The 19,641-nt window shown below is 70.5% G+C and carries 23 protein-coding genes and 1 tRNA gene; 16 read left to right on the top strand and 8 right to left on the bottom strand.

Annotation, left to right across the window (positions count from 1 at the left end; genetic code table 11):
- The first annotated feature begins 96 nt into the window (after window positions 1-96).
- Entirely contained in the window at window positions 97-885 is a 789-nt protein-coding gene (locus J4Z35_RS01430; protein WP_040014655.1) for an ABC transporter ATP-binding protein, read from the top strand.
- A gap of 6 nt (window positions 886-891) precedes the next feature.
- Entirely contained in the window at window positions 892-1,698 is an 807-nt protein-coding gene (locus J4Z35_RS01425) for an RNA methyltransferase (protein WP_208065309.1), read from the top strand.
- A 101-nt stretch (window positions 1,699-1,799) separates the two neighbouring features.
- Here J4Z35_RS01425 and J4Z35_RS01420 read toward each other — a convergent pair whose 3' ends face one another.
- Genes J4Z35_RS01420 through J4Z35_RS01410 form a run of 3 tightly spaced genes read right to left on the bottom strand, consistent with a single transcriptional unit; the run spans window position 1,800 to window position 3,560 of the window.
- Window positions 1,800-2,342: a YbhB/YbcL family Raf kinase inhibitor-like protein gene (locus tag J4Z35_RS01420; RefSeq protein ID WP_208065308.1), complete on the bottom strand. Its 543-nt coding sequence runs from the start codon at window positions 2,340-2,342 to the stop codon at window positions 1,800-1,802.
- A gap of 55 nt (window positions 2,343-2,397) precedes the next feature.
- Window positions 2,398-2,775, bottom strand: coding sequence for a DUF3037 domain-containing protein (locus tag J4Z35_RS01415; protein WP_131941046.1), 378 nt, complete (start codon window positions 2,773-2,775; stop codon window positions 2,398-2,400).
- Complete coding sequence (locus tag J4Z35_RS01410; protein ID WP_006945433.1) at window positions 2,772-3,560, bottom strand: HipA family kinase; 789 nt, start codon at window positions 3,558-3,560, stop codon at window positions 2,772-2,774. The genes J4Z35_RS01415 and J4Z35_RS01410 overlap by 4 nt, the downstream gene beginning before the upstream one ends.
- 32 nt (window positions 3,561-3,592) lie before the next feature.
- On the opposite strand from J4Z35_RS01410, the gene J4Z35_RS01405 reads away from it, so the two are divergent.
- From J4Z35_RS01405 to J4Z35_RS01370, 8 genes are all read left to right on the top strand, one after another.
- Complete coding sequence (locus J4Z35_RS01405; protein WP_131941044.1) at window positions 3,593-4,375, top strand: lysophospholipid acyltransferase family protein; 783 nt, start codon at window positions 3,593-3,595, stop codon at window positions 4,373-4,375.
- Between the two features lie 48 nt (window positions 4,376-4,423).
- Window positions 4,424-6,535, top strand: coding sequence for a DEAD/DEAH box helicase (locus J4Z35_RS01400; protein WP_131941042.1), 2,112 nt, complete (start codon window positions 4,424-4,426; stop codon window positions 6,533-6,535).
- A 29-nt stretch (window positions 6,536-6,564) separates the two neighbouring features.
- Window positions 6,565-7,611, top strand: a complete 1,047-nt coding sequence (locus J4Z35_RS01395) for a glucose 1-dehydrogenase (protein WP_131941040.1) — start codon at window positions 6,565-6,567, stop codon at window positions 7,609-7,611.
- Window positions 7,608-9,038, top strand: coding sequence for a DNA polymerase IV (locus J4Z35_RS01390; RefSeq protein ID WP_006945471.1), 1,431 nt, complete (start codon window positions 7,608-7,610; stop codon window positions 9,036-9,038). Before J4Z35_RS01395 ends, J4Z35_RS01390 begins: the two co-directional genes overlap by 4 nt.
- Before the next feature lie 89 nt (window positions 9,039-9,127).
- The gene (locus J4Z35_RS01385; RefSeq protein WP_006945462.1) at window positions 9,128-9,577 is read left to right on the top strand and encodes an NfeD family protein; all 450 of its coding nucleotides are present in this window, start codon (window positions 9,128-9,130) and stop codon (window positions 9,575-9,577) included.
- A 61-nt stretch (window positions 9,578-9,638) separates the two neighbouring features.
- Complete coding sequence (locus tag J4Z35_RS01380) at window positions 9,639-10,895, top strand: SPFH domain-containing protein (RefSeq protein WP_006945464.1); 1,257 nt, start codon at window positions 9,639-9,641, stop codon at window positions 10,893-10,895.
- A gap of 85 nt (window positions 10,896-10,980) precedes the next feature.
- A tRNA-Leu gene (locus tag J4Z35_RS01375) sits at window positions 10,981-11,065 on the top strand.
- A 79-nt stretch (window positions 11,066-11,144) separates the two neighbouring features.
- The gene (locus J4Z35_RS01370) at window positions 11,145-12,470 is read left to right on the top strand and encodes a M20/M25/M40 family metallo-hydrolase (RefSeq protein ID WP_006945438.1); all 1,326 of its coding nucleotides are present in this window, start codon (window positions 11,145-11,147) and stop codon (window positions 12,468-12,470) included.
- Here the strand turns inward: J4Z35_RS01370 and J4Z35_RS01365 are convergent, their stop codons facing one another.
- The gene (locus tag J4Z35_RS01365) at window positions 12,471-12,671 is read right to left on the bottom strand and encodes a DUF5703 family protein (RefSeq protein WP_038568187.1); all 201 of its coding nucleotides are present in this window, start codon (window positions 12,669-12,671) and stop codon (window positions 12,471-12,473) included. It abuts the gene before it with no gap.
- A 37-nt stretch (window positions 12,672-12,708) separates the two neighbouring features.
- Between J4Z35_RS01365 and J4Z35_RS01360 the strand changes: the two genes are divergently transcribed.
- On the top strand, window positions 12,709-13,047 hold the full coding sequence (locus tag J4Z35_RS01360; RefSeq protein ID WP_160126208.1) for a primosomal protein: 339 nt from the start codon (window positions 12,709-12,711) through the stop codon (window positions 13,045-13,047).
- 71 nt (window positions 13,048-13,118) lie between these two features.
- Here J4Z35_RS01360 and J4Z35_RS01355 read toward each other — a convergent pair whose 3' ends face one another.
- Complete coding sequence (locus tag J4Z35_RS01355; RefSeq protein WP_131941036.1) at window positions 13,119-14,093, bottom strand: aldo/keto reductase; 975 nt, start codon at window positions 14,091-14,093, stop codon at window positions 13,119-13,121.
- Window positions 14,084-15,088 carry a magnesium and cobalt transport protein CorA gene (locus J4Z35_RS01350; RefSeq protein ID WP_131941034.1) on the bottom strand — a complete coding sequence of 335 codons (1,005 nt, stop codon included), beginning with the start codon at window positions 15,086-15,088 and terminating at the stop codon, window positions 14,084-14,086. The genes J4Z35_RS01355 and J4Z35_RS01350 overlap by 10 nt, the downstream gene beginning before the upstream one ends.
- A gap of 79 nt (window positions 15,089-15,167) precedes the next feature.
- Between J4Z35_RS01350 and J4Z35_RS01345 the strand changes: the two genes are divergently transcribed.
- The 5 genes from J4Z35_RS01345 to J4Z35_RS01325 all read left to right on the top strand — a co-directional run bounded on the left by J4Z35_RS01345 (window position 15,168) and on the right by J4Z35_RS01325 (window position 19,155).
- Window positions 15,168-15,887: an MSMEG_4193 family putative phosphomutase gene (locus tag J4Z35_RS01345; protein WP_131941032.1), complete on the top strand. Its 720-nt coding sequence runs from the start codon at window positions 15,168-15,170 to the stop codon at window positions 15,885-15,887.
- A gap of 10 nt (window positions 15,888-15,897) precedes the next feature.
- On the top strand, window positions 15,898-16,425 hold the full coding sequence (locus J4Z35_RS01340; protein ID WP_131941030.1) for a DUF3090 family protein: 528 nt from the start codon (window positions 15,898-15,900) through the stop codon (window positions 16,423-16,425).
- On the top strand, window positions 16,422-17,243 hold the full coding sequence (locus J4Z35_RS01335) for an SCO1664 family protein (protein WP_160126207.1): 822 nt from the start codon (window positions 16,422-16,424) through the stop codon (window positions 17,241-17,243). The genes J4Z35_RS01340 and J4Z35_RS01335 overlap by 4 nt, the downstream gene beginning before the upstream one ends.
- A gap of 71 nt (window positions 17,244-17,314) precedes the next feature.
- A complete protein-coding gene (gene mshC / locus J4Z35_RS01330; protein WP_131941026.1) occupies window positions 17,315-18,577 on the top strand; it encodes a cysteine--1-D-myo-inosityl 2-amino-2-deoxy-alpha-D-glucopyranoside ligase in 1,263 nt (420 codons plus the stop codon).
- The gene (locus tag J4Z35_RS01325; RefSeq protein WP_131941024.1) at window positions 18,574-19,155 is read left to right on the top strand and encodes a hypothetical protein; all 582 of its coding nucleotides are present in this window, start codon (window positions 18,574-18,576) and stop codon (window positions 19,153-19,155) included. The genes mshC and J4Z35_RS01325 overlap by 4 nt, the downstream gene beginning before the upstream one ends.
- Here J4Z35_RS01325 and J4Z35_RS01320 read toward each other — a convergent pair.
- A complete protein-coding gene (locus J4Z35_RS01320; RefSeq protein ID WP_160126206.1) occupies window positions 19,142-19,348 on the bottom strand; it encodes a hypothetical protein in 207 nt (68 codons plus the stop codon). The two genes, J4Z35_RS01325 and J4Z35_RS01320, sit on opposite strands and share 14 nt — an antisense overlap.
- Window positions 19,348-19,572, bottom strand: a complete 225-nt coding sequence (locus J4Z35_RS01315; protein ID WP_131941019.1) for a hypothetical protein — start codon at window positions 19,570-19,572, stop codon at window positions 19,348-19,350. The genes J4Z35_RS01320 and J4Z35_RS01315 overlap by 1 nt, the downstream gene beginning before the upstream one ends.
- Window positions 19,573-19,641 lie beyond the last annotated feature (69 nt).

The following is a 19,641-nucleotide window of genomic DNA, read 5'->3' as shown; positions in this document are numbered from 1 at the left end:
TTACACCCGTGTCGGCTGGGCGCCGGACGCGTCCACGACGTCATCCGTGCCGTGTCGCGTGGCATTCGACCCCGTCGAGTCAGTAGGGTCACGGGTATGAGCGATGTGTTGTCCTTCTCCGGGATCGGTGTCACGCGCGGCGCGCAGAAGCTGCTCGACGACGTCTCGTGGGAGGTGGAGGAAGGCGAGCGCTGGGTCGTCGTCGGCCCCAACGGCGCCGGCAAGTCGACACTGCTCAACGTCGCCGCCGGTCGCATGCACCCCTCGACGGGCGTCGCCGGCATCCTCGGCGAAGTGCTCGGCGCCGTCGACGTGTTCGAGCTGCGCCCCCGCATCGGCCTCGCGACGGCGGCGCTCGCCGAGCGCATCCCCGCCGGTGAGAAGGTCTCCGACGTCGTCGTCACCGCGAGCTACGGCATGGTGGGACGCTGGCGCGAGAAGTACGACAGCTTCGACCACGAACGCGCACGCGAACTGCTCGACGAACTCGGCGCCGCGCACCTCGCCGAGCGTCGCTTCGGCACGCTGAGCGAGGGGGAGCGCAAGCGCGTCCTCATCGCCCGCGCCCTCATGACCGACCCCGAGCTCATGCTGCTCGACGAGCCCGCCGCCGGGCTCGACCTCGGTGCCCGCGAAGACCTCGTGCAACGCCTCACCGCGCTCGCCGAGGACGTCGACGCACCGGCGCTCGTGCTCGTCACCCACCACGTCGAGGAGATCCCGCCGGGCTTCACCGACATCCTCATGCTGCGCGAGGGCCGCGTCGTCGCCGCCGGACCGATCGAGTCGACACTGACGGCCGAGAACCTCTCGGAGACGTTCGGTCTCGCGCTCGAGCTCGATCGTCACGGTGAGCGCTGGAGCGCCCGCGCCGCGCAGGCCTGATCGCCGGTGCCGATCCGCATCACCTCACCCGACGACGACCGTGTCGCCGACTACTTCCGCCTCACCGACGTCGCGCTGCGCAAGAAGCTCGAAACCGAGCGCGGCCTCTACATCGCCGAGAGCGAGAAGGTCATCCGCCGCGCCCTCGCGCGCGGCGACCGTCCCCGCAGCTTCCTCATGGGTGAGCGCTGGCTCGACGACCTCGCCGACATCGTCGCGGACGCCGAGGCCGCCGACGTCCCCGTGTACGTGGGAGAGGCCGACGTCATCGAGTCGATGACGGGTTTCCATCTGCACCGCGGGGCTCTCGCGTCGATGAACCGCCCCGCGCTGGCCTCGCCCGAAGAACTGCTGCGTGACGCGCGGCGCGTCGTCGTGCTCGAGGACATCGTCGATCACACGAACGTCGGTGCCATCTTCCGATCGGCCGCGGCGCTCGGCGTCGACGCCGTCCTCGTCACCCCCCGCTGCGCAGATCCGCTGTACCGCCGCTCGGTACGCGTGTCGATGGGCACCGTGTTCCAGGTGCCGTGGACGCGCATCGACCCGTGGCCCGGCTCGGTGACGCGACTTCAGGAGGCCGGCTGGACGGTCGCCGCGATGGCGCTGGCTGACGATTCCGTGACGCTCGACGAACTCGCGGCGCGTGAGCCGGAACGCCTCGCGCTCGTCATGGGCACCGAGGGCCACGGCCTCGGAACGCGAACGGTCGCCGCGTGCGACGTCACGGTCCGCATCCCGATGGCAGGTGGCGTCGACTCGCTCAACGTCGCGGCCGCCAGCGCCGTCGCGATGTACACGCTACGCGTGTGACGGGGCGCGCCGAGGCCCCGACGTCGACGAGCATCCACTCGTGGTCATCGGGGCCTCGTGCTGTGTCGGCTGGCAGCCGCTGAGATCAGTGGCCGGGACGATCAGTGACCGTACAAGCCCGTCGTGACGCCGCGTGCGACGGTCTGGAAGACGGCGTTGAAGCTGAGGACGGCGGGCGTGACCGAGTCGTCGATCGCGAGAGGATCACCCTCGATCGCGTGGACCGCGAACATGTATCGGTGCTTGCCGTCACCCTCGGGCGGGCACGGCCCCATCCAGCCCTTGACGCCGCCATCACCGGCGACGTGGAAGGCGCCCTCGGGCAACGTGGCGTCACCCGATCCGGCGCCCTCGGCGAGTTCGGTGATGTCCGCCGGGATGCCTGCGATCGCCCAGTGCCAGAAGCCCGACGGGGTCGGCGCGTCCGGGTCGAAGCAGGTGACGACGTACGACGTCGTCGTCTCCGGCGCACCGCTCCACGACAGCTGCGGCGAGACGTTCTGCCCGTTCACGCCCCAGCCGTCGTAGACATGCGTCTCGGCGAGGTCGCCACCGTCGCTGAAGCTCGTGCTCGTGACGGTGAGGGCCGGGAACACCGGCAGGTGATCGTAGGGGTCGGGCGCAGTGGTTCGTTCGATGCTCATGGTTCGACCCTACCGACCACGCCCCAGGATTGAGCGGGTATGGGCCTGAGCCAGCTCAGCGCACGAGCCGGTCGACGAGACGTTCGAGGGTGGCGCCCGGGTCGTTGCTGACCCCGCCGTGCATCGGGCCCGGCTGGACGATCGTCGAACGCGGCGCGCTGATCCAGCCGAAGCGTTGCCCCAGCTTCGGCAGGTCAGGGCGCCCGGGGCACGGCTCGCCGCGCACATCGGCGCACAGCGAGGCGAGCGACTGCTCGACGTCTCCGGCGGCGAGCGTCGGAGCGAACGCGGCGAGGCGGGTCGCGTCGAGGTGGAAACGGGCGTCGAGGAAATCGGCCATCTGCGCGTAGAGCGCGACGCCGACGTTGAGGAACTCCTCGCGCTCGATCGACGGCACGAGACGCAGCACGACGTACTGGTAGCCGACGCTCATCGCATCTCACCCGCGAACGCCGGCGACCATGCTTGCGGGGCGGCGAGGCGCGCGAGCAGGTTCTCGACGTAGGCGGCGCGCACGTCGTCGGCGTGCGGCATCGACTCACTCGTCTCGAGCCATTCGTCGGGCACGAGCGTCAGGATCTCGCGCAACAGGCCAGGGGTGACGAGCGCAGCAAGACGCTCGTGTGCGGCCGCTGCGGCCGCGGGCGAGGGGTCGACCACCCCGGCCATGATGTGGGAGCCCAGATCGAAGCGCTGCGCCGCGAAACGCTCCGGGTGGGAGCCCTTCGACGGCCACGAGTAGTGGAAGTACAGCGCCGCACCGTGGTCGATGCACCACGTCTGCCCGTGCCAGCGCACGAGGTTCGGGTTGTGCGGGGTGCGGTCGATGTTCGCGGTGAACGCATCGAGCCACAGGATCGTGGCGGCCTCGTCGGCGGGCGGCGGGATGGAGCCGTCATAGGCGAAGGCGCCCGGCAGCAGGTCGACGCCGAGGTTGAGCCCGACGCTCGCCGTCAGCAGATCTTGCACCTCCTCGTCGGCCTCGTACTTCGCGATGGCCTCCGGCAGCTCGACGAGCTCGAGCTCGGGCACCCGCAGGCCGAGCGCACGGGCGAGTTCGCCGACGACGACCTCGGCGACGAGCACCTTGAGCCCCTGGCCGGCTCCGCGGAACTTGACGACCCACGTGCCGAGGTCGGAACCCTCGACGACGCCGGGCAGCGAGCCGCCCTCACGCAGGGGGACGACGAAGCGCGTCGCCTCGATCTGTTGCAGCACCGCGTCAGCCTAGCGGGATTAGGCTGGTGGACATGGAACTCGTCTACCCTCCCGTTCTCGCCATTGCGCGCAGCCTCTTCGCCGCGCAGGGGCTCAAGTTCACCCTCGTCGGCTCCGAGAACCTGCCGCGCACCGGTGGCGCCGTCGTCATGATGAACCACTTGTCGTACATGGACTTCACGTACGCGGGCTTCCCGGCGATCAAGCAGCGCCGCGTCATCCGATTCATGGCGAAGAAGGAGGTCTTCGACCACAAGATCTCGGGCCCGCTCATGCGCGGCATGAAGCACATCGCCGTCGAGCGCGGCAACGGCGCGCAGAGCTACCGCGACGCCGTCGCTGCCCTGAAGCGCGGCGAGCTCGTCGGCATCTTCCCGGAGGAGACGATCTCCCGCTCATTCGAGCTCAAGTCCTTCAAGACCGGCGGCGTGCGCATGGCGCAGGAGGCCGGGGTGCCGATCGTGCCGATGATCCTGTGGGGTTCGCAGCGTGTGTGGACGAAGGGCAAGCCGAAGCGTCTCGGGCGCACGAACACGCCGATCACCGTCGCCGTCGGTGAGCCGATGACGTACGACGAGACGCTCAGCCCCGAGGAGAACACGCAGCGCGTCAAGGACGCGATGCAGAAGCTGCTCGACGCGGCACGCGCGAATTACCCGACGCTGAGCGGCGCCGACCTCGAGTTCCTGCCCGCCTCCATGGGTGGCACCGCGCCGACGCTCGAGGAGGCCGAGGCCGACGACGCCCGCATCGCCGCCGAGCGGCGTCGCAAGCGTGCCGAGAAGGCTGCGGCGGCGTCCTCGTCTAAGGCCTGAATCCGCGTCGTTCCGGGGTTGTCGGTGTCTCGTGCCACAGTTCGTCCCATGAACGCTGAACAGGACACCGGCTTCGACACCGTCGCCTCCTCCGTGCTGCGCGCCCTGGCCGGGCCGGACGCTCGCCTGCGCGACGATCAACGTGTCGCGGTCGAGGCGCTCGGTCGGCCCGGCGCGCGCGTCGTCGTCGTCCAGGCGACAGGGTGGGGCAAGTCGGCCGTCTACTGGGTGGCAACGGCGATCGCCCGCAGCCGCGGCGCGGGGCCGACGCTGGTCGTCTCACCACTGCTCAGCCTCATGCGCGACCAGGTGGCCGCCGCCGAGCGTGCGGGGCTGCGGGCCGCTGCGATACATTCCGGCAACCTCGACGCCTGGGGCGCCATCGAGCAGGCCGTGACGGCCGGGCAGCTCGACGTGCTGCTCGTCTCGCCAGAGCGCCTCGCGAACCCGACGTTCGGTGAACGCGTCATGCGTTCGCTCGCGGGTGATCTGGGGCTGCTCGTCATCGACGAGGCGCACGCCCTGTCCGACTGGGGGCACGACTTCCGCCCCGACTATCGCCGCGTCGCCGACGTCCTGACGACGCTCAACCCGGCGACACCCGTGCTCGCGACGACGGCGACGGCCAACGAGCGCGTCACCGAGGATCTGGCGCAGCAGCTGGGGGAGGCCTCCCTCGTGCTGCGGGGGCCGCTCGCCCGCTCGTCGCTGCACCTCGCGGTGCTGCCGGAGATGACGGCGTTGCAGCGCTACGCGTGGGTCGTCGACCATCTCGCGTCACTGCCGGGCAGTGGCATCGTCTACACCCTGACGGTCGCGGACGCCGAACGTCTCGCGGCGGCTGTGACGGCCGCGCACGGTGATGAGCTGCCTGTCGCTGCGTACACCGGTCAGCTCGAGGCCGCTCAGCGAGAACAGCTCGAGGACGATCTGCGCCACAACCGTGTCAAGGCGCTCATCGCGACGTCAGCGCTCGGGATGGGCTACGACAAGCCCGACCTCGGTTTCGTCGTCCACCTCGGCGCGCCGGCGTCACCGGTGTCGTACTACCAGCACATCGGGCGTGCGGGCCGTGCCATCGACTCGGCCGTCGTCGCGCTGCTGCCCGCCGCGGGCGACGAGAACATCTGGGAGTACTTCGCGACGGCGACGATCCCGAAGAAGGAGCAGGTCGCGACGCTCCTGACCGCACTGCAGGCCGCGGCCGAGCCGATGAGCGTCGTGGCCCTCGACGCGGAGACGGGCCTGCGACGCAACCGGGTCGAGCTGCTGCTCAAGCAACTCGCCGTCGACGGCGTCGTCGAGCGCACCCCCGACGGCTGGCGCGCCACCGGCGTCGAGTGGAGCTTCGACGAGGAGCACTACGCGGGCGTCATCGCGACGCGGGAGCGCGAGGCCGACATCATGCGCCGCTACATCGCCGGCGCCCAGTGCCTCATGAAGCTTCTGCGCACGGCCCTCGACGACCCCGAGGCCGCCGACTGCGGCCAGTGCTCGGTCTGCCTGGGCCACCTGCCCGAGCCGCTGACGACGGACATCGACCCCGCGACGCTCGAACGCATCGCGGCGGTGCTGCGCGCCGAGACCATCACCCTCGAACCGCGCAAGATGTGGCCCGGTGGCGCGTTCGGCACCCGCGGGCGCATCCCCGCGAACCTCGCCGCCGACCCCGGGCGGGTGCTCATCCACGCCGACGCAGCCGAGTGGGAGGACGAGCGGCGAGAGGATCGGCGCGCCCAGGGCACGCAGGAGGCGTCGCAGGCGCTGCAGGAATCCGCGGTGCGCGTGCTCGCGGCCTGGTCGAAGACGTGGCGCCAGCGCCCCTCATGCATCGTCGCGCTGCCGACGCGGGTCGGCTCGGGCGAGGTCAGCACCGCCCGGGTCGAGTCGCTGGCCGCGCACCTCGGCGCCGCGGGCAAGCTGCCGCACACGACGTGGAACGTCGTGCCGCCCAACGTCGGCGATGCCTCGGGCGCCGAGGTGGCGACCGCGTGGCGCGAAGCCCTCGCCGGGAGCGCTCCGCAGGTCGCGGGAGCGAGCGTCCTGCTCGTCGTCGACACCTCGTCGACGACGTGGGAGCCCACCGTCGCCGCGGCCGCGCTACGCGAGGCGGGCGCCGTCTGCGTCCTGCCGCTGCTGGTCCACCGAAGCGTCGGATGACCTCCTGCCCGGGGCCTAGAGTTGGAGTCATGCGCGCACTCACCGTCCTGCCCCTGAGCAAGGATTCCCTCGCCGTCACCGACATGCCCGACCCGACGCCCGGGCCCGGCGACCTGCTCGTCGAGGGCATCGCCCTCGGCGTGTGCGGCACCGACCACGAGATCGCCGACGGTGCCTACGGCTGGGCGCCCGAGGGCGCCGAGCGCCTCGTCCTCGGCCACGAGTCGCTCGGGCGCGTCCTGCAGGCTCCCGAGGGCTCCGACTTCGCCGAGGGCGACCTCGTCGTCGGCATCGTCCGCATGCCCGACACCGTGCCGTGCGTCGCGTGCGCCGCGGGGGAGTGGGACATGTGCCGCAACGGCGAGTACACCGAGCACGGCATCAAGCAGATCCACGGGTTCGGTTCGCAGCGCTGGAGCATCCCCGCCGACCACGCCGTCAAGCTCGACCCGTCGCTGGAGAAGGTCGGCGTGCTGCTCGAGCCGACGACCGTCGTGACGAAGGCCTGGAAGCAGGTCGAGCGCATCGGCGCCCGCGCGACGTTCGCGCCGAAGAAGGTACTCGTCACCGGTGCCGGGCCGATCGGTCTGCTCGGCGCGCTCATCGGCGCCCAGAAGGGCCTCGACGTCTACGTCCTCGACCGGCCCACCGACGGTCTCAAGCCCGAGCTCGTGCGCGACCTCGGCGCCACCTACGTCACGGGCGACGTCGTGGAACAGATGCAGCAGATCGCCCCCGACGTCGTCATCGAGGCCACCGGCGCGGTGCCCGTCATCTCGGGCGTGCTCGCCAACAACGTGCCCTACGGCATCGTGTGCCTGACGGGCATCTCCGCGCCGAAGGAGCAAGAGGTCGACCTGGGCCACATCAACCGCGACCTCGTGCTCGACAACGGAGTCGTCGTCGGCTCGGTCAACGCGAACCTGCGTCACTACCAGGGCGCGGCCGAGGTGCTCGCGAAGGCCGACAACGCCTGGCTGGAGCGACTCATCACGCGACGCGTGCCGCTCGAGAAGTTCGCCGAGGCCTTCGAGCGCCGCGACGGCGACGTCAAGGTGGTCATCGACCTGGTGTGAGAGACGACGCCAGCATCGTCCACGTCGACCTCGACGCGTTCTTCGCCTCGGTCGAGCAGCGCGACAAGCCGAGCCTACGTGGACGCCCCGTCATCGTCGGTGGTACCGGCCTGCGCGGCGTCGTCTCGACGGCGTCGTACGAGGCGCGAGCGTTCGGCGCCCGCAGTGCGATGAGCACCGCCGAGGCACGGGCCATCTGCCCGGCCGGCACGGCGTTCCTCTCGCCACGGTTCGAGGCGTACCGCGCGTCGTCGCTCGCCGTCATGGCCGTGCTGCGCGAGCTGTCGCCGCTCGTCGAGCAGGTCTCGATCGATGAGGCGTACGTCGACCTGCGCGGCGCCGACCTCGAGGTCTCGAGCACCGCGCACGTGCGCGAGGTGCTCGAGACCCTACGCCGTGACGTCGCCGACGCAACGGGCGGTTTGAGCGTCAGCGCGGGGGCGGCGTCGTCGAAGATGCTCGCGAAGATCGGCTCCGACCTGAACAAGCCGGCGGGCATCACCGTCGTCGAACCGGGCAGCGAGCTCGAGTTCCTCGCGCCGATGTCGGTGCGCGCGATCAGCGGCGTCGGCCCGGCGACTGCGGCGCGGCTGCGCACCTTCGGTGTCGAGACGGTCGAACAGCTGCGCGCGATGACGCACGTCGATCTCGTCAGCATCTTCGGTGAGCGTCACGGGCATTCCCTCCACGAACTGGCGCGCGCCCGCGACGATCGGGACCTCACCCTCACCCGCGAGGCGAAGAGCGTCTCGCACGAGGAGACGTTCGAACGCGACGTCCACGATCGCGCCGTGCTGCGCCGCGAGATCGAGCGCATCGCGCAGGCCGTCTCCGCTCGCTGCGAGAAGGCCGGAGTCTTCGGGCGCACCGTGCACCTCAAGGTGCGCCTTCCTGACTTCAGTTCGTTGACGCGCAGCTCGACATCACCGACCCCGAGCCGTGACGCCGACGTCATCGCCCGCACGGCTCAGCGCCTGCTCGACGGGCTCGACCTCGCGCAGGGTGTGCGTCTCATCGGTGTGGGCGTCAGCGGTTTCGTCACGCACGCGCAGTCGGGGCTGTTCGAACTCGAGGCTCCCGTCGACACGCCGGCCTTTCCCGAGGCTGTCGGTGAGTCGTCGACAGCCGCCACCCCCAGCAGCGACGACGCTGACCCCGACGCCGACGAGGCGCCGTCGACCCTGCCTCAGGAGTTGACGACGCGTTTCAGCCCCGGCACGACGCCGTCGTGGCGCCCCGGCATGGACGTGCATCACGACGAGTTCGGCGCGGGTTGGGTGTGGGGTTCAGGGCGTGGCCGCGTCACCGTCCGGTTCGAGGGCCCGCTCACCCCGAAGGGTCCGGTGCGTACCTTCGCCGTGGACGATCCGGCGCTGACGCCCGGCGAACCGCCGGCCTGGGACGACGCCGCTGCCGCGTCGCCGTGAGGTAATCGTTAGGTTCTCGGGTCGAACCGGACGAGCGTTCCACGTAGATTGCAGGTACGAAGTCGTCGAAGCGGGGAGCTGGACCGAGCATGAACAACAGTGCATGGCTGATGTGGCTGGGCGTCGCCCTCGCGATGGCCGCCGTCGAGGCTGTCACGGTCGACTTCGTGTTCATCATGCTCGCGCTCGGCGCGCTCGCGGGCGCGATCGCGTCGTACTTCGGTGCGGACTTCGTCATCAGTGCGCCGATCGCGGTGGCCGTCGCCGTCGGGTTGTTGTTCACGCTGCGCCCGATGCTGCGTCGCCGTCTGCGCCCGACGCGCGACAACACCGACATCGGGCCGCGTTCGGTCGTCGGTCAGACGGGGTTCGTCGTCGAGCCGGTCTCCGAGTCGCAGGGCCTCGTCAAGGTGCACGGCGACCTGTGGAGCGCGCGCACCGACGTGCGCACGACGCTGCCCCTCGGTTCGCCCGTCCACGTCATCGACCTGCAGGGCGCGACTCTGCTCGTCGACCCCACCACCACCGAGCGGCGCTGAGCGAGCACTCCCGCCAGCGTCCGCGCATCACGCCGGGTTCGCCCGGCCACAGGGAGGGAACATGTCCCCAGGACTCATCGTCGTCATCCTGCTGCTGGTCTTCGCGGTCGTCGTCGTCATGCGCACGATCCGCATCGTGCCGCAGCAGACGGCTCAGATCGTCGAGCGTCTCGGCTCGTACAACCGCACGCTGACGGACGGTCTGCACATCCTCGTGCCGTTCATCGACCGGGTGCGCGCGAACATCGATCTGCGTGAGCAGGTCGTCACGTTCCCGCCGCAGCCCGTCATCACGAGCGACAACCTCGTCGTCAGCATCGACACCGTCATCTACTACTCGGTGACGGATCCGAAGTCGGCCGTCTACGAGATCGAGAACTTCATCCAGGGTATCGAGCAGCTGACGGTGACGACGCTGCGCAACGTCATCGGTTCGCTCGACCTCGAGCAGACGCTCACCTCGCGTGACCAGATCAACGGGCAGCTGCGCGGCGTGCTCGACGAGGCGACGGGCCGCTGGGGCATCCGCGTGAATCGTGTGGAGCTCAAGGCGATCGACCCGCCGGCGTCGGTGCAGGATTCGATGGAGAAGCAGATGCGCGCCGAGCGTGACCGCCGCGCAGCCATCCTGAACGCCGAGGGTTTCAAGCAGAGCCAGATCCTCACGGCCGAGGGTGAGAAGCAGAGCCAGATCCTGCGCGCCGAGGGTGAGGCGCAGGCCGCCGTCCTCAAGGCCCAGGGTGAGGCGCGCGCCATCCAGCAGGTGTTCGACGCCATCCACCGCGGCAAGCCGACGCAGCGTCTGCTCGCCTACCAGTACCTGCAGACGCTGCCGCAGCTAGCGCAGGGCGATTCGAACAAGATGTGGGTCATCCCCTCGGAGGTCACCGACGCGCTGCGCGGCATCTCGAGCGCTCTCGGCGGCGACGCCGGGCGTCCGGGCGACAACGATGACGAGGAATGGGTCGACCCCGGCACGAACGACGACAACGCGTTCGCCGACACGAAGCTCGAGGACCCTCAGGTCGCGCTCGCCAACGCGCGTGGCCAGGTCGACCAGGCAACGAACGAGGCGGAGGATTCGACGTCCCGCCCGCAGCACCCTTCCGGCGCTGACGACGGTGTGCCCGCCCTCGGCGCATCGGCGATGCCGCAGGCGCCGCGCGGCGCGCAGACGAGGCCCGCCAGCGGGTCCGACGCCGGTCTGCAGCCCGAGCCGGTCGACGCTCCGCGCGAGACCCAGCAGCAGCCGCAGCGTCAGATCCGTCTGCCGCACCGCCCCGAGCAGGACGGCGAGCAGCCGACGGGCCACGCCTGAGCCGAGCCGATGTGCACTCCAAGCGAACGCCTGGTAATGTTTTTCCTCGTTGGAAGGGCGCGAAAGCGGCCGGAAAACACCACCTGTCCGGGTGGCGGAATGGCAGACGCGCTAGCTTGAGGTGCTAGTGTCCTTTATCGGACGTGGGGGTTCAAGTCCCCCCTCGGACACACTTCACGAGAACGCCCCGGTGAGATACCACCGGGGCGTTCTTGCGTGCTGCCCACGCAGGAATGAAAAGGTGGAGCCATGGCTTCTCAGACCTCCTCCGAATCCGACGTCCTGCGCATCTGCCGCGATCTGATCCGCATCGACACGAGCAACTACGGCCCGGGCACCGAGGGCCCCGGCGAGCGTGAGGCGGCCGAGTACGTCGTGGGCCAGCTACAGGAGGTCGGCCTCGAACCCGAACTGTTCGAGAGCGAGCCGGGGCGCGCGAACGTCGTCGTCCGCATCCCGGGGGCCGACCGCGAACGCGGCGCGCTCGTCGTCCACGGCCACCTCGACGTCGTGCCAGCCGACGCCGCCGATTGGTCGCACGACCCGTTCGCCGCCGACGTCGAGGACGGCTGCGTCTGGGGCCGCGGCGCCGTCGACATGAAGGACATGGACGCGATGATCCTCGCGACCGTCCGCGACTTCGCCCGCCGCGGCGTCACTCCGCCGCGCGACCTCGTCGTCGCGTTCTTCGCCGATGAGGAGGCCGGCGGCGTCAAGGGTTCGCACTGGGCCGTCGACCACCGTCCCGAACTGTTCGAGGGCGCCACCGAGGCGATCAGCGAGGTCGGCGGCTACTCCGTCACCGTGCCGAAGAAGGGCGGCGGCGACCAGCGCGCCTACCTGCTGCAGACGGGGGAGAAGGGCATCCGTTGGATCCGCCTCACCGCCCACGGCCGCGCCGGCCACGGCAGCGTCCCCAACGACGAGAACGCCATCGCGCGCCTCGCCGCGGCGATCGGCCGCATCGACGCCCACGTCTGGCCGCGCCAGTACGTCGCGAGCGTCCGCCAGCTGCTCGACGGTCTCGCCGACATCACGGGCACGACCTACACCGACGAGGACACCGACGCGCTGCTCGCGCACATCCCCGGCGCGCGCACCTTCGTCGAGGGGGCCCTCGCGAACGTGTCGAACCCGACGATGCTCGACGCCGGCTACAAGCACAACGTCATCCCGCAGACGGCGTCAGTCAACGTCGACTGCCGCTTCCTGCCCGGGCACGAGGACGAGCTGATGGACGTCATCGCCGAACTCGCCGGCGAGCACGTGACGATCGAGACGCTGCATCGCGACATCGCGCTCGACGCGCCGTTCGAAGGCCACCTCGTCGAGCGGATGAAGGACGCGCTGCGCACCGAGGACCCGGGCTGCGAGATCCTGCCCTACTGCCTGTCGGCGGGCACCGACAACAAGGCACTCAAGCAGCTCGGCATCAACGGCTACGGCTTCACACCGTTGCGGCTGCCGTCCGATCTGCTCTTCGCGCCGATGTTCCACGGCATCGACGAACGCGTGCCCGTCGAAAGCCTCGAGTTCGGGCAGCGGGTGCTCGCGCGTCTGCTCACCGACTGCTGATCAGAGCCAGCCGCCGTTGTCCTGCGGGCGCATGCGGATGATGCGGCGCCGCAACCAGATGCGGCGGACCCCACCGAGGTAGATGCGGGTGCGGGCCAGCTCCCAGTGCCCGTACTCGGCCTCGTCGGTGAGGCTCTGGCGGATGTCGCTGCGGCTCGCGTCACGCGCGAACGTGAGCGTGCGGTATTCGTACTCGGCCATCTGCACATTCTTGCGCGATCGGGGTAGCGTTTTCCACATGAACGCCGACCCGCGCGCTGCCCTCGAAGCCCTCACACTCGCTTTCGAACGTCACCTCGAGGCGTGCTCAGCGCGTCGCGGTGACGACGACCCCGCCGTCATCGCGGCATCCGACGCCCTGGCCGACGCGTTCGAGACCTACGACGACGCGTTGCTCAACGCGTTCAACGAGATGACGCCGCTCGTCCTGCTCGACGACGACGATTTCGATGATGATGACTTCGACGACGACGATTTCGATGACGACTTCGACGACGAGGACGACGATGACCTCGACGATGCTGACGACGAGACGAGCGGCGACGAAAAGCACCGCTCTGCGCGCGGCCGCGGCTGAGGCGAACGCCCCATTGGGCCGAACGCTCGGCCACGGGGGCCGAGCGTTCTGACGACCAAGGCCGCCCGCCGTCAGGCGCCGGCGACCTCGTCGAGCGCCACGACGATCTCGCGCGGCACACTCAGTTCGCCGGCGCGCAGCGCGACACGCAGTTGAGCCGCGGTGCGAGACCCCGCGACGACGGCGTCGATGCCGGGCGCGTGCAACGACCAGGCGAGGGCCAGTTCGGCGGGGTGGACGCCGAGGCCGTCGGCCGCCGTCGCGAGTGATTCGACGACGGCGCGCGTCGTCTCACGTGAGGCTCCGCTCGCCACGAGATCGCCGGAGGCGCGACGCGAATCGGCCGGCGTGCCGTGGCGGTACTTGCCCGTCAGCACGCCGCGCGCGAGCCCGGCGCCCGCGATGACGCCGTAGCCGCGCGCCGCGGCGGCTTCGACGACGTCCGTGGCGTCGGCGCGCAGCAGGTGATGTTCCACAGCGTGCGCGACGAGGTGGACGCCGCGCGCCGCGAGCAGGTGACTGACGTCGACCGCGCGCCATGCGGGCACGTCGCTCAGGCCGACGTCGCTCGCCCGGCCCGTCGTGACGGCCCACTCGAGTGCCGAGGCGACCTCGACGCTCGGGGTGACGCCGTCGTCACCCTCGACGAGCCACAGGTCGACGTGCTCGGTGCCGAGACGCTCCAGCGTCGCATCGAGCGCGGCCATGAGGCCGGCGCGGGAGGTGTCCGGGCCCGGGGCGAAGGGGAGCGCTCCGTGACGGCCGTTGCGCGCGACGAGCTGGTACTCCTCGCGCCGGAGGCCTTCGAGGGCCTCACGCAGCCGCACCTCGGCGGCGCCCGCGTCGACGTCATTCGTCTCGAACGTGTGCCCGCCGGCAGCGAGGTAGGTGCTCGCCATCTCCTGCGCGCTCTCCGCCGTCACGCCGCGGGCCCACCCGGAAACGCCGAGCACGAACGCGCTGACACGCGTCCCGCTGCCGTTGAGCACGCGCGTCGGCACCCGCGGCGCCGCGTCACCGATGTGGCGAACCACCATCACAACCATCCAGACTTCTTGAACGCGCGCCACAGCAGCACGCCGATCGTCGCGAGCACGGCGATCATCAGGTAGTACCCGTAGTAGAACTCGTACCCACCGCCGCGGCCGCCGAAGTGCACGGACGCCTCCAGCTCCGGCACCGAGTGGAAGTTCGTGCCGTAGATGCCGGCGAGCATCGTCGGCACCGTCGCGATGGCGACCCACGCCGAAATCTTGCGCATGTCGTTGTTCTGCTGCACGCCGACCTGCGACAGGTACGCCGACAGCACGTCCGACAGCAACCGATCGTAGGTCTCGATGTGCTCGCTGACGAGTTGCAGGTGATCGAGCACGTCACGGAAGAACGGCGCGAACCCCTCGTCGACGAACGACGACGCGACGAGGCGCCGCGTCGGCTCGATGAGCGGCTGCACAGCCCACCGCGCCTCGAGCAGTTCGCGCTTCAGTTCGTAGATGTCGCTGACGTCCGTCGTCACGCTCGGCGTGAACACCTGATGCTCGATCGCGAGGACGTCGTCGCTCAGCTCCTCGTCGATGGCGAGGTACTTGTCGACGACCGCGTCCATGACCGAGTAGATGACCGCGACGGGGCCCTTCTCCAGCAGCCTCGGATCGTGCTCCAACGCGGCGCGCACCGTCTCCAGCGGCGTCGGCTCACCGCGCCTGACGGTGACGACGAAGCGGTCGCCGACGAACACCATGAGTTCGCCGGTCTCGACGTCGGACGTCGCCTCGATGTAGCGCAACGTGCGCATGACGAGGAACGCCATGCCGTCGTAGACCTCGAACTTGGGGCGTTGCCCACCGCCGAGAGCGTCCTCGACCGCGAGGGGGTGCAGGCCGAGCTCCGTGGCGATGAGCGAGAACTCGCCGGCCGTCGGATCCTTCAACCCGACCCACAGGAAGCCGTGGTCGTGCTCGCGCAGATCGGCGAGCCCGGCGTGCAGGTCGCCGCAGTCGATGCGCTTGCCGCCGCGATAGACGGCCTGGTCGATGATCACCGTCGTATTCTGCGCTACCGCGCTGCCCGCGCCGTGGCGCGACACGGGTCATGGACGGCCGGGCCGGTAGCCTGGTCGCGTGGCCACCATCATCCTGCTGCGGCACGGGCGCACGAGCGCCAACGCCTCCGGCGTCCTCGCCGGTTGGAGCCCCGACGTCCATCTCGACGAGCTGGGGCGCACCCAGGCCGACGCCGCCGCCGCGGCGATCAGCGCCTGCTGCACGCCTGAGCGCATCGTCGCCTCGCCGCTCGTGCGCTGCCAGGAGACGGCGGACGCCCTGCGCGCGGCGAGCGGCGTCGCCGTCGAGACCGACGACACCGTCGGCGAGTGCCGCTACGGCGCCTGGACGGGGCGTAAGCTCAGCGACCTCGCCGGCGAGGAGCTGTGGAAGCAGGTGCAGGAACACCCGTCGCAGGTGACGTTCCCGCCGAGCCCGCAGTTCGAGCACGAGTCGATGCTCGCCATGCAGCGACGCGCCGTCGACGCTGTGCGCGCCCTCGCGCGCGAGCTGGACGAACGCAGCAGCGACGAGCAGGGCGGCTCGGGCGTGGGCGTCGTCGTCAGCCACGGGGACGTCATCAAGTCGATGCTGTCGGACGCGCTCGGTCAGCACCTCGACGACTTCCAGCGCATCGTCCTCGCGCCCGCGTCGATGAGCGTCATCCGCTTCGTCGGCAATCGCCCCTTCGTCCTCGCGATGAACGTGACCTCCGGTGGCCTCGGCGAGGCCGTCGGTCTGGCGCGCTCGACGAGCGCCGAATCCACCGTCGGTGGCGCCACCGGCGCGACGCAGTAGGCTCACGGACATGTCTGTAGTCGAGTTCAACCAGCCCGCGCGCTTCGTGGCGGGCACCGTCGGTGAGCCGGGCTCTCGCGAGTTCTACCTGCAGGTGCGTGACGCGCGCCGCGTCGAGGGCGTCGCCATCGAGAAGCAGCAGGTGGCTCTGCTCGCCGAGCGCCTGGAAGAGCTGCTCGACGAGGTCGGCGCCGACCGCGACGAGCCGGCCACCGCACCCGACAACGACCCGCTCGAACTGCCCGTCGACCCGCTGTTCCGCGTCGGCAGCATGAGCGTCAGCTGGAATCCGATGGAGCGCGTCTTCGCGCTCGAGTGCCACGACCTCGACGCCGAGGTGGACGAGGACGATGAGGGCGCCGCGATCACCGCCATCACGGGCCTGCGCGTCGTGCTCGCCCCGCCCGCCGCGCGCGAGTTCACGCGTCGTTCGCTCGCGCTCGTCGCGCAGGGCCGCCGTCCCTGCCCACTGTGCAACGAACCGCTCGACCCGCGCGGCCACGTCTGCCCCCGCGCGAACGGGTACCGACGCCGGTGAGCGAGACGCCCGACGTCACCTCCCGACCGCTCGAGCTCGGCGCGCCCGAACTGAGCGAGCTCGAGTGGCAGATCGAGGGTCGCCTCGTCGACGCCTCCAACGTCGTCGTGCGGTTGATGACGGCGACGGGGGAGCGCGCCGTGTTCAAACCCGTGCGCGGTGAGCAACCGTTGCGCGACTTCCGGTCGGAGACGCTCGCGCACCGCGAGGTCGCGACCTACCTCGTCGCCGCCGCGGCCGGCATGCGCTGCGTTCCGGAGACGACGTGGCACGTCGACCCGCAGCTCGGCGAGGGATCCCTGCAGCGCTGGGTCGGACCGCTCGAACCGGCCGAGCAGCACCAGGTGGCGTTGCTCGACGAGGACGAGCTGACTGACGACGTGCACGCGATCGCCGCGTTCGACACCGACGAGGGCCCCCTCGTGCTCGCTCACCACGACGGTGACCCACTACGCGACGTCGCGCTGCTGGACGTGCTGACGAACAACGCCGACCGCAAGGGTTCTCACCTCATCGAGGACACATCGGGCGGGGGAGACATGCAGCTCTACGCCATCGATCACGGCCTGACGTTCCACATCGACGACAAGCTGCGCACCGTCCTGTGGGGCTTCGCCGGTGAACCGTTGAGTGCGGCGCACGACGCGTCCCTCGCGGCGCTCCTGGCCGCGCGAGACGGGCTCGGCGCGCAGCTCAGCGCACACCTCGACGATGACGAGGTCGAGGCGTTCTTCGAGCGCGTGGCGGCGCTGCGCACCGCCGGCGTGTTTCCAGAGCCGCCGTCCGATCGCTACCCGCTGCCGTGGCCGCCGCTGTGAGAGCCCACGAGGGCCTCGCCGTGACGCGTCCGCCGGGCGGAGGCGTCGGTCGTACCCGTTAGGCTGAGGCGGTGAAATCCTGGTCTCGCCCTGCGCTCAACCCCGTCGCCTCCCCGGCTGGAGCCGACATCGACGTCCGCCTCTTCGACACGGCAGCCGGTGAGATCGTCCCGATCGATCTCGGCGAGCAGGCCGGGCTGTACGTCTGCGGCATCACGCCGTACGACGCGACGCACCTCGGCCACGCGGCCACCTACGTCACCTTCGACATCGCCCAGCGCGTCATGATCGACGCGGGCGCGCAGGTCACCTACGTGCAGAACGTCACCGACGTCGACGACCCACTGCTCGAGCGGGCCGCCCGCGACGACGTCGACTGGCGTGAGCTCGCGACGAGCGAGATCGAGCTGTTCCACGGCGACATGGAGGCCCTCGGTGTCATCCCGCCGCAGCACTACGTCGGCGTCGTCGAGTCGATGACCTTGCATTCGGCCAACGTCGCCCGGCTGCTCGAGCGCGGCCTCGCCTACACCGTCGACGTGCCCGCCGCCGAGAACGCCGCTGCCGGCGCGAAGGACGTCTACCTCGACCTCGCGCAGCAGCCGACGTTCGGTTCGGTCTCGCACTGGGACCGTGAGCAGATGATGGCCGTCTTCGCCGACCGCGGCGGCGACCCAGAGCGTGAGGGCAAGCGGGACGTCTTCGACCCGCTGCTGTGGCGCGCCGAGCGTGAGGGAGAGCCGGCGTGGGACGGCGGCCCCGGCGTCGGACGCGGCCGACCTGGCTGGCACATCGAGTGCACGTCGATCGCGCTCGAGCACCTCGGCAACGGTTTCACGCTGCAGGGCGGCGGCACCGACCTCATCTTCCCGCACCACGAGATGAGCGCCGTGCAGGCCGACGCGCTGACGGGGCAGCCGCCGTTCGCGCACCACTATGCCCACCAGGGCATGGTCGGCTACGACGGCGAGAAGATGAGCAAGAGCAAGGGCAACCTCGTCAAGGTGTCCGTGCTGCGCCGCGAGGGCGTCGACCCGATGGCGATCCGGCTCGTCCTGCTCGACCAGCACTACCGCACCGACTGGGAGTACACCGACGCGCGGCTCGACGCCGCGAAGGAGCGCCTCGCGACGTGGCGACGCGCCATCGAGGCGGATGGCGTCGACGCGACGCCCACGATCGAAGCGGTCCGCCGCGCCCTGCGCAGCGACCTCGACACGCCCGCCGCGCTCGCCGCGATCGACGCCTGGTGTGCAGCCGAGGGCGAAGAAGCCGTCGGCTCCGCACAGCAGATCCACGACGTCGTCGACGCCCTGCTCGGGGTCAAGCTGTGACCACGACGATCAGCCCGGCCAGCGCCGCGACGATGTTCGTCCTGCTCGAAGGCCCGAGCGACGTCGCGGCCGTCGCGGCCCTCATGGAGCGTGACGGGCTCGCGAGCCCGAACGTCGAACTCGTCAACCTGCAGGGCGCGACGAACGTCGGCCGTGTCCTCGGCGAGATCCGGCAGATCCGATCCGACGCCGACGTCGTCGGGCTCTGCGACGCCGCCGACACCCGCGCGGCCGAGAAGGCGCTCGCCGACGACGGGCTGCCCGTGCTCGACGCGAGCGACCTGCCCGTCTATGGCTTCTTCGTCTGCGAACCCGACCTCGAGGGGGAACTGATCCGCGCGCTCGGCGCCGAGCGCGCGAAGGCCGCCATCGAGGGCGCGGGTCTCGGCAGCAAGTTCGATGCGCTGCGCACACAGGCCGCGTGGGCCGACGAACCGCTCGCGGATCAGCTGCGCCGGTTCGCGCGCGCCGCGTCCGGTCGCAAGGAGAACGCGGCCGCTGTGCTCGCCGCGGCGCTCGGCGCCGACGAGGTGCCCGAGCCGCTCGCGATGCTGCTCGACCGGATCAGGTACGCCTGAGCGCAGCTGCCTCCGGGTGCCCTTCGAGCGCGGTCATGACGTCGACGCGTCGAAAGCCCAGCGCGGCTTTGGGCGCGAGGATGGCGGTGTTCGTCTCGGCGCAGTAGGTCTGGACCGATTGCGTCGCGCTCGCCTGCGGAAGTGACTGCAGGTGCTCGAGATTGACGACCTTGAGTGCCCGCGACGCCCGCATCACGGCAGGGAACGGTCGACGAGCGTGTCGTCCTGCAACGCCATCTGCGGGGCGTCGCTCGCCAGCAGGATCTGCGTGTACCCGGCCGGCCGGCCGTCGAGCCAGGCGAGGGTGCGCACGAGGAGATACCCCTCCTCGGCGTGACGCTCGTCCTCGCGGCGGCGGGCGTCGCCGTCACGCTTGCCGGGGCGGGTGAGGCCGCCGAGCGGGACGTCGTCGGCCATCTGAGCGGCCAGCGCGTCCCAGTGCGGCGCGAGGTCGGCGGCGGGGGAGCCCGACGAACGAGGTGAACG

The sequence above is a fragment of the Dermacoccus sp. NHGro5 genome (assembly GCF_017565385.1).
Taxonomy (GTDB): domain Bacteria; phylum Actinomycetota; class Actinomycetes; order Actinomycetales; family Dermatophilaceae; genus Dermacoccus; species Dermacoccus nishinomiyaensis.
Note: the sequence above shows the minus strand (reverse complement) of the source record. Positions and strands in the feature narration are given on the sequence as shown.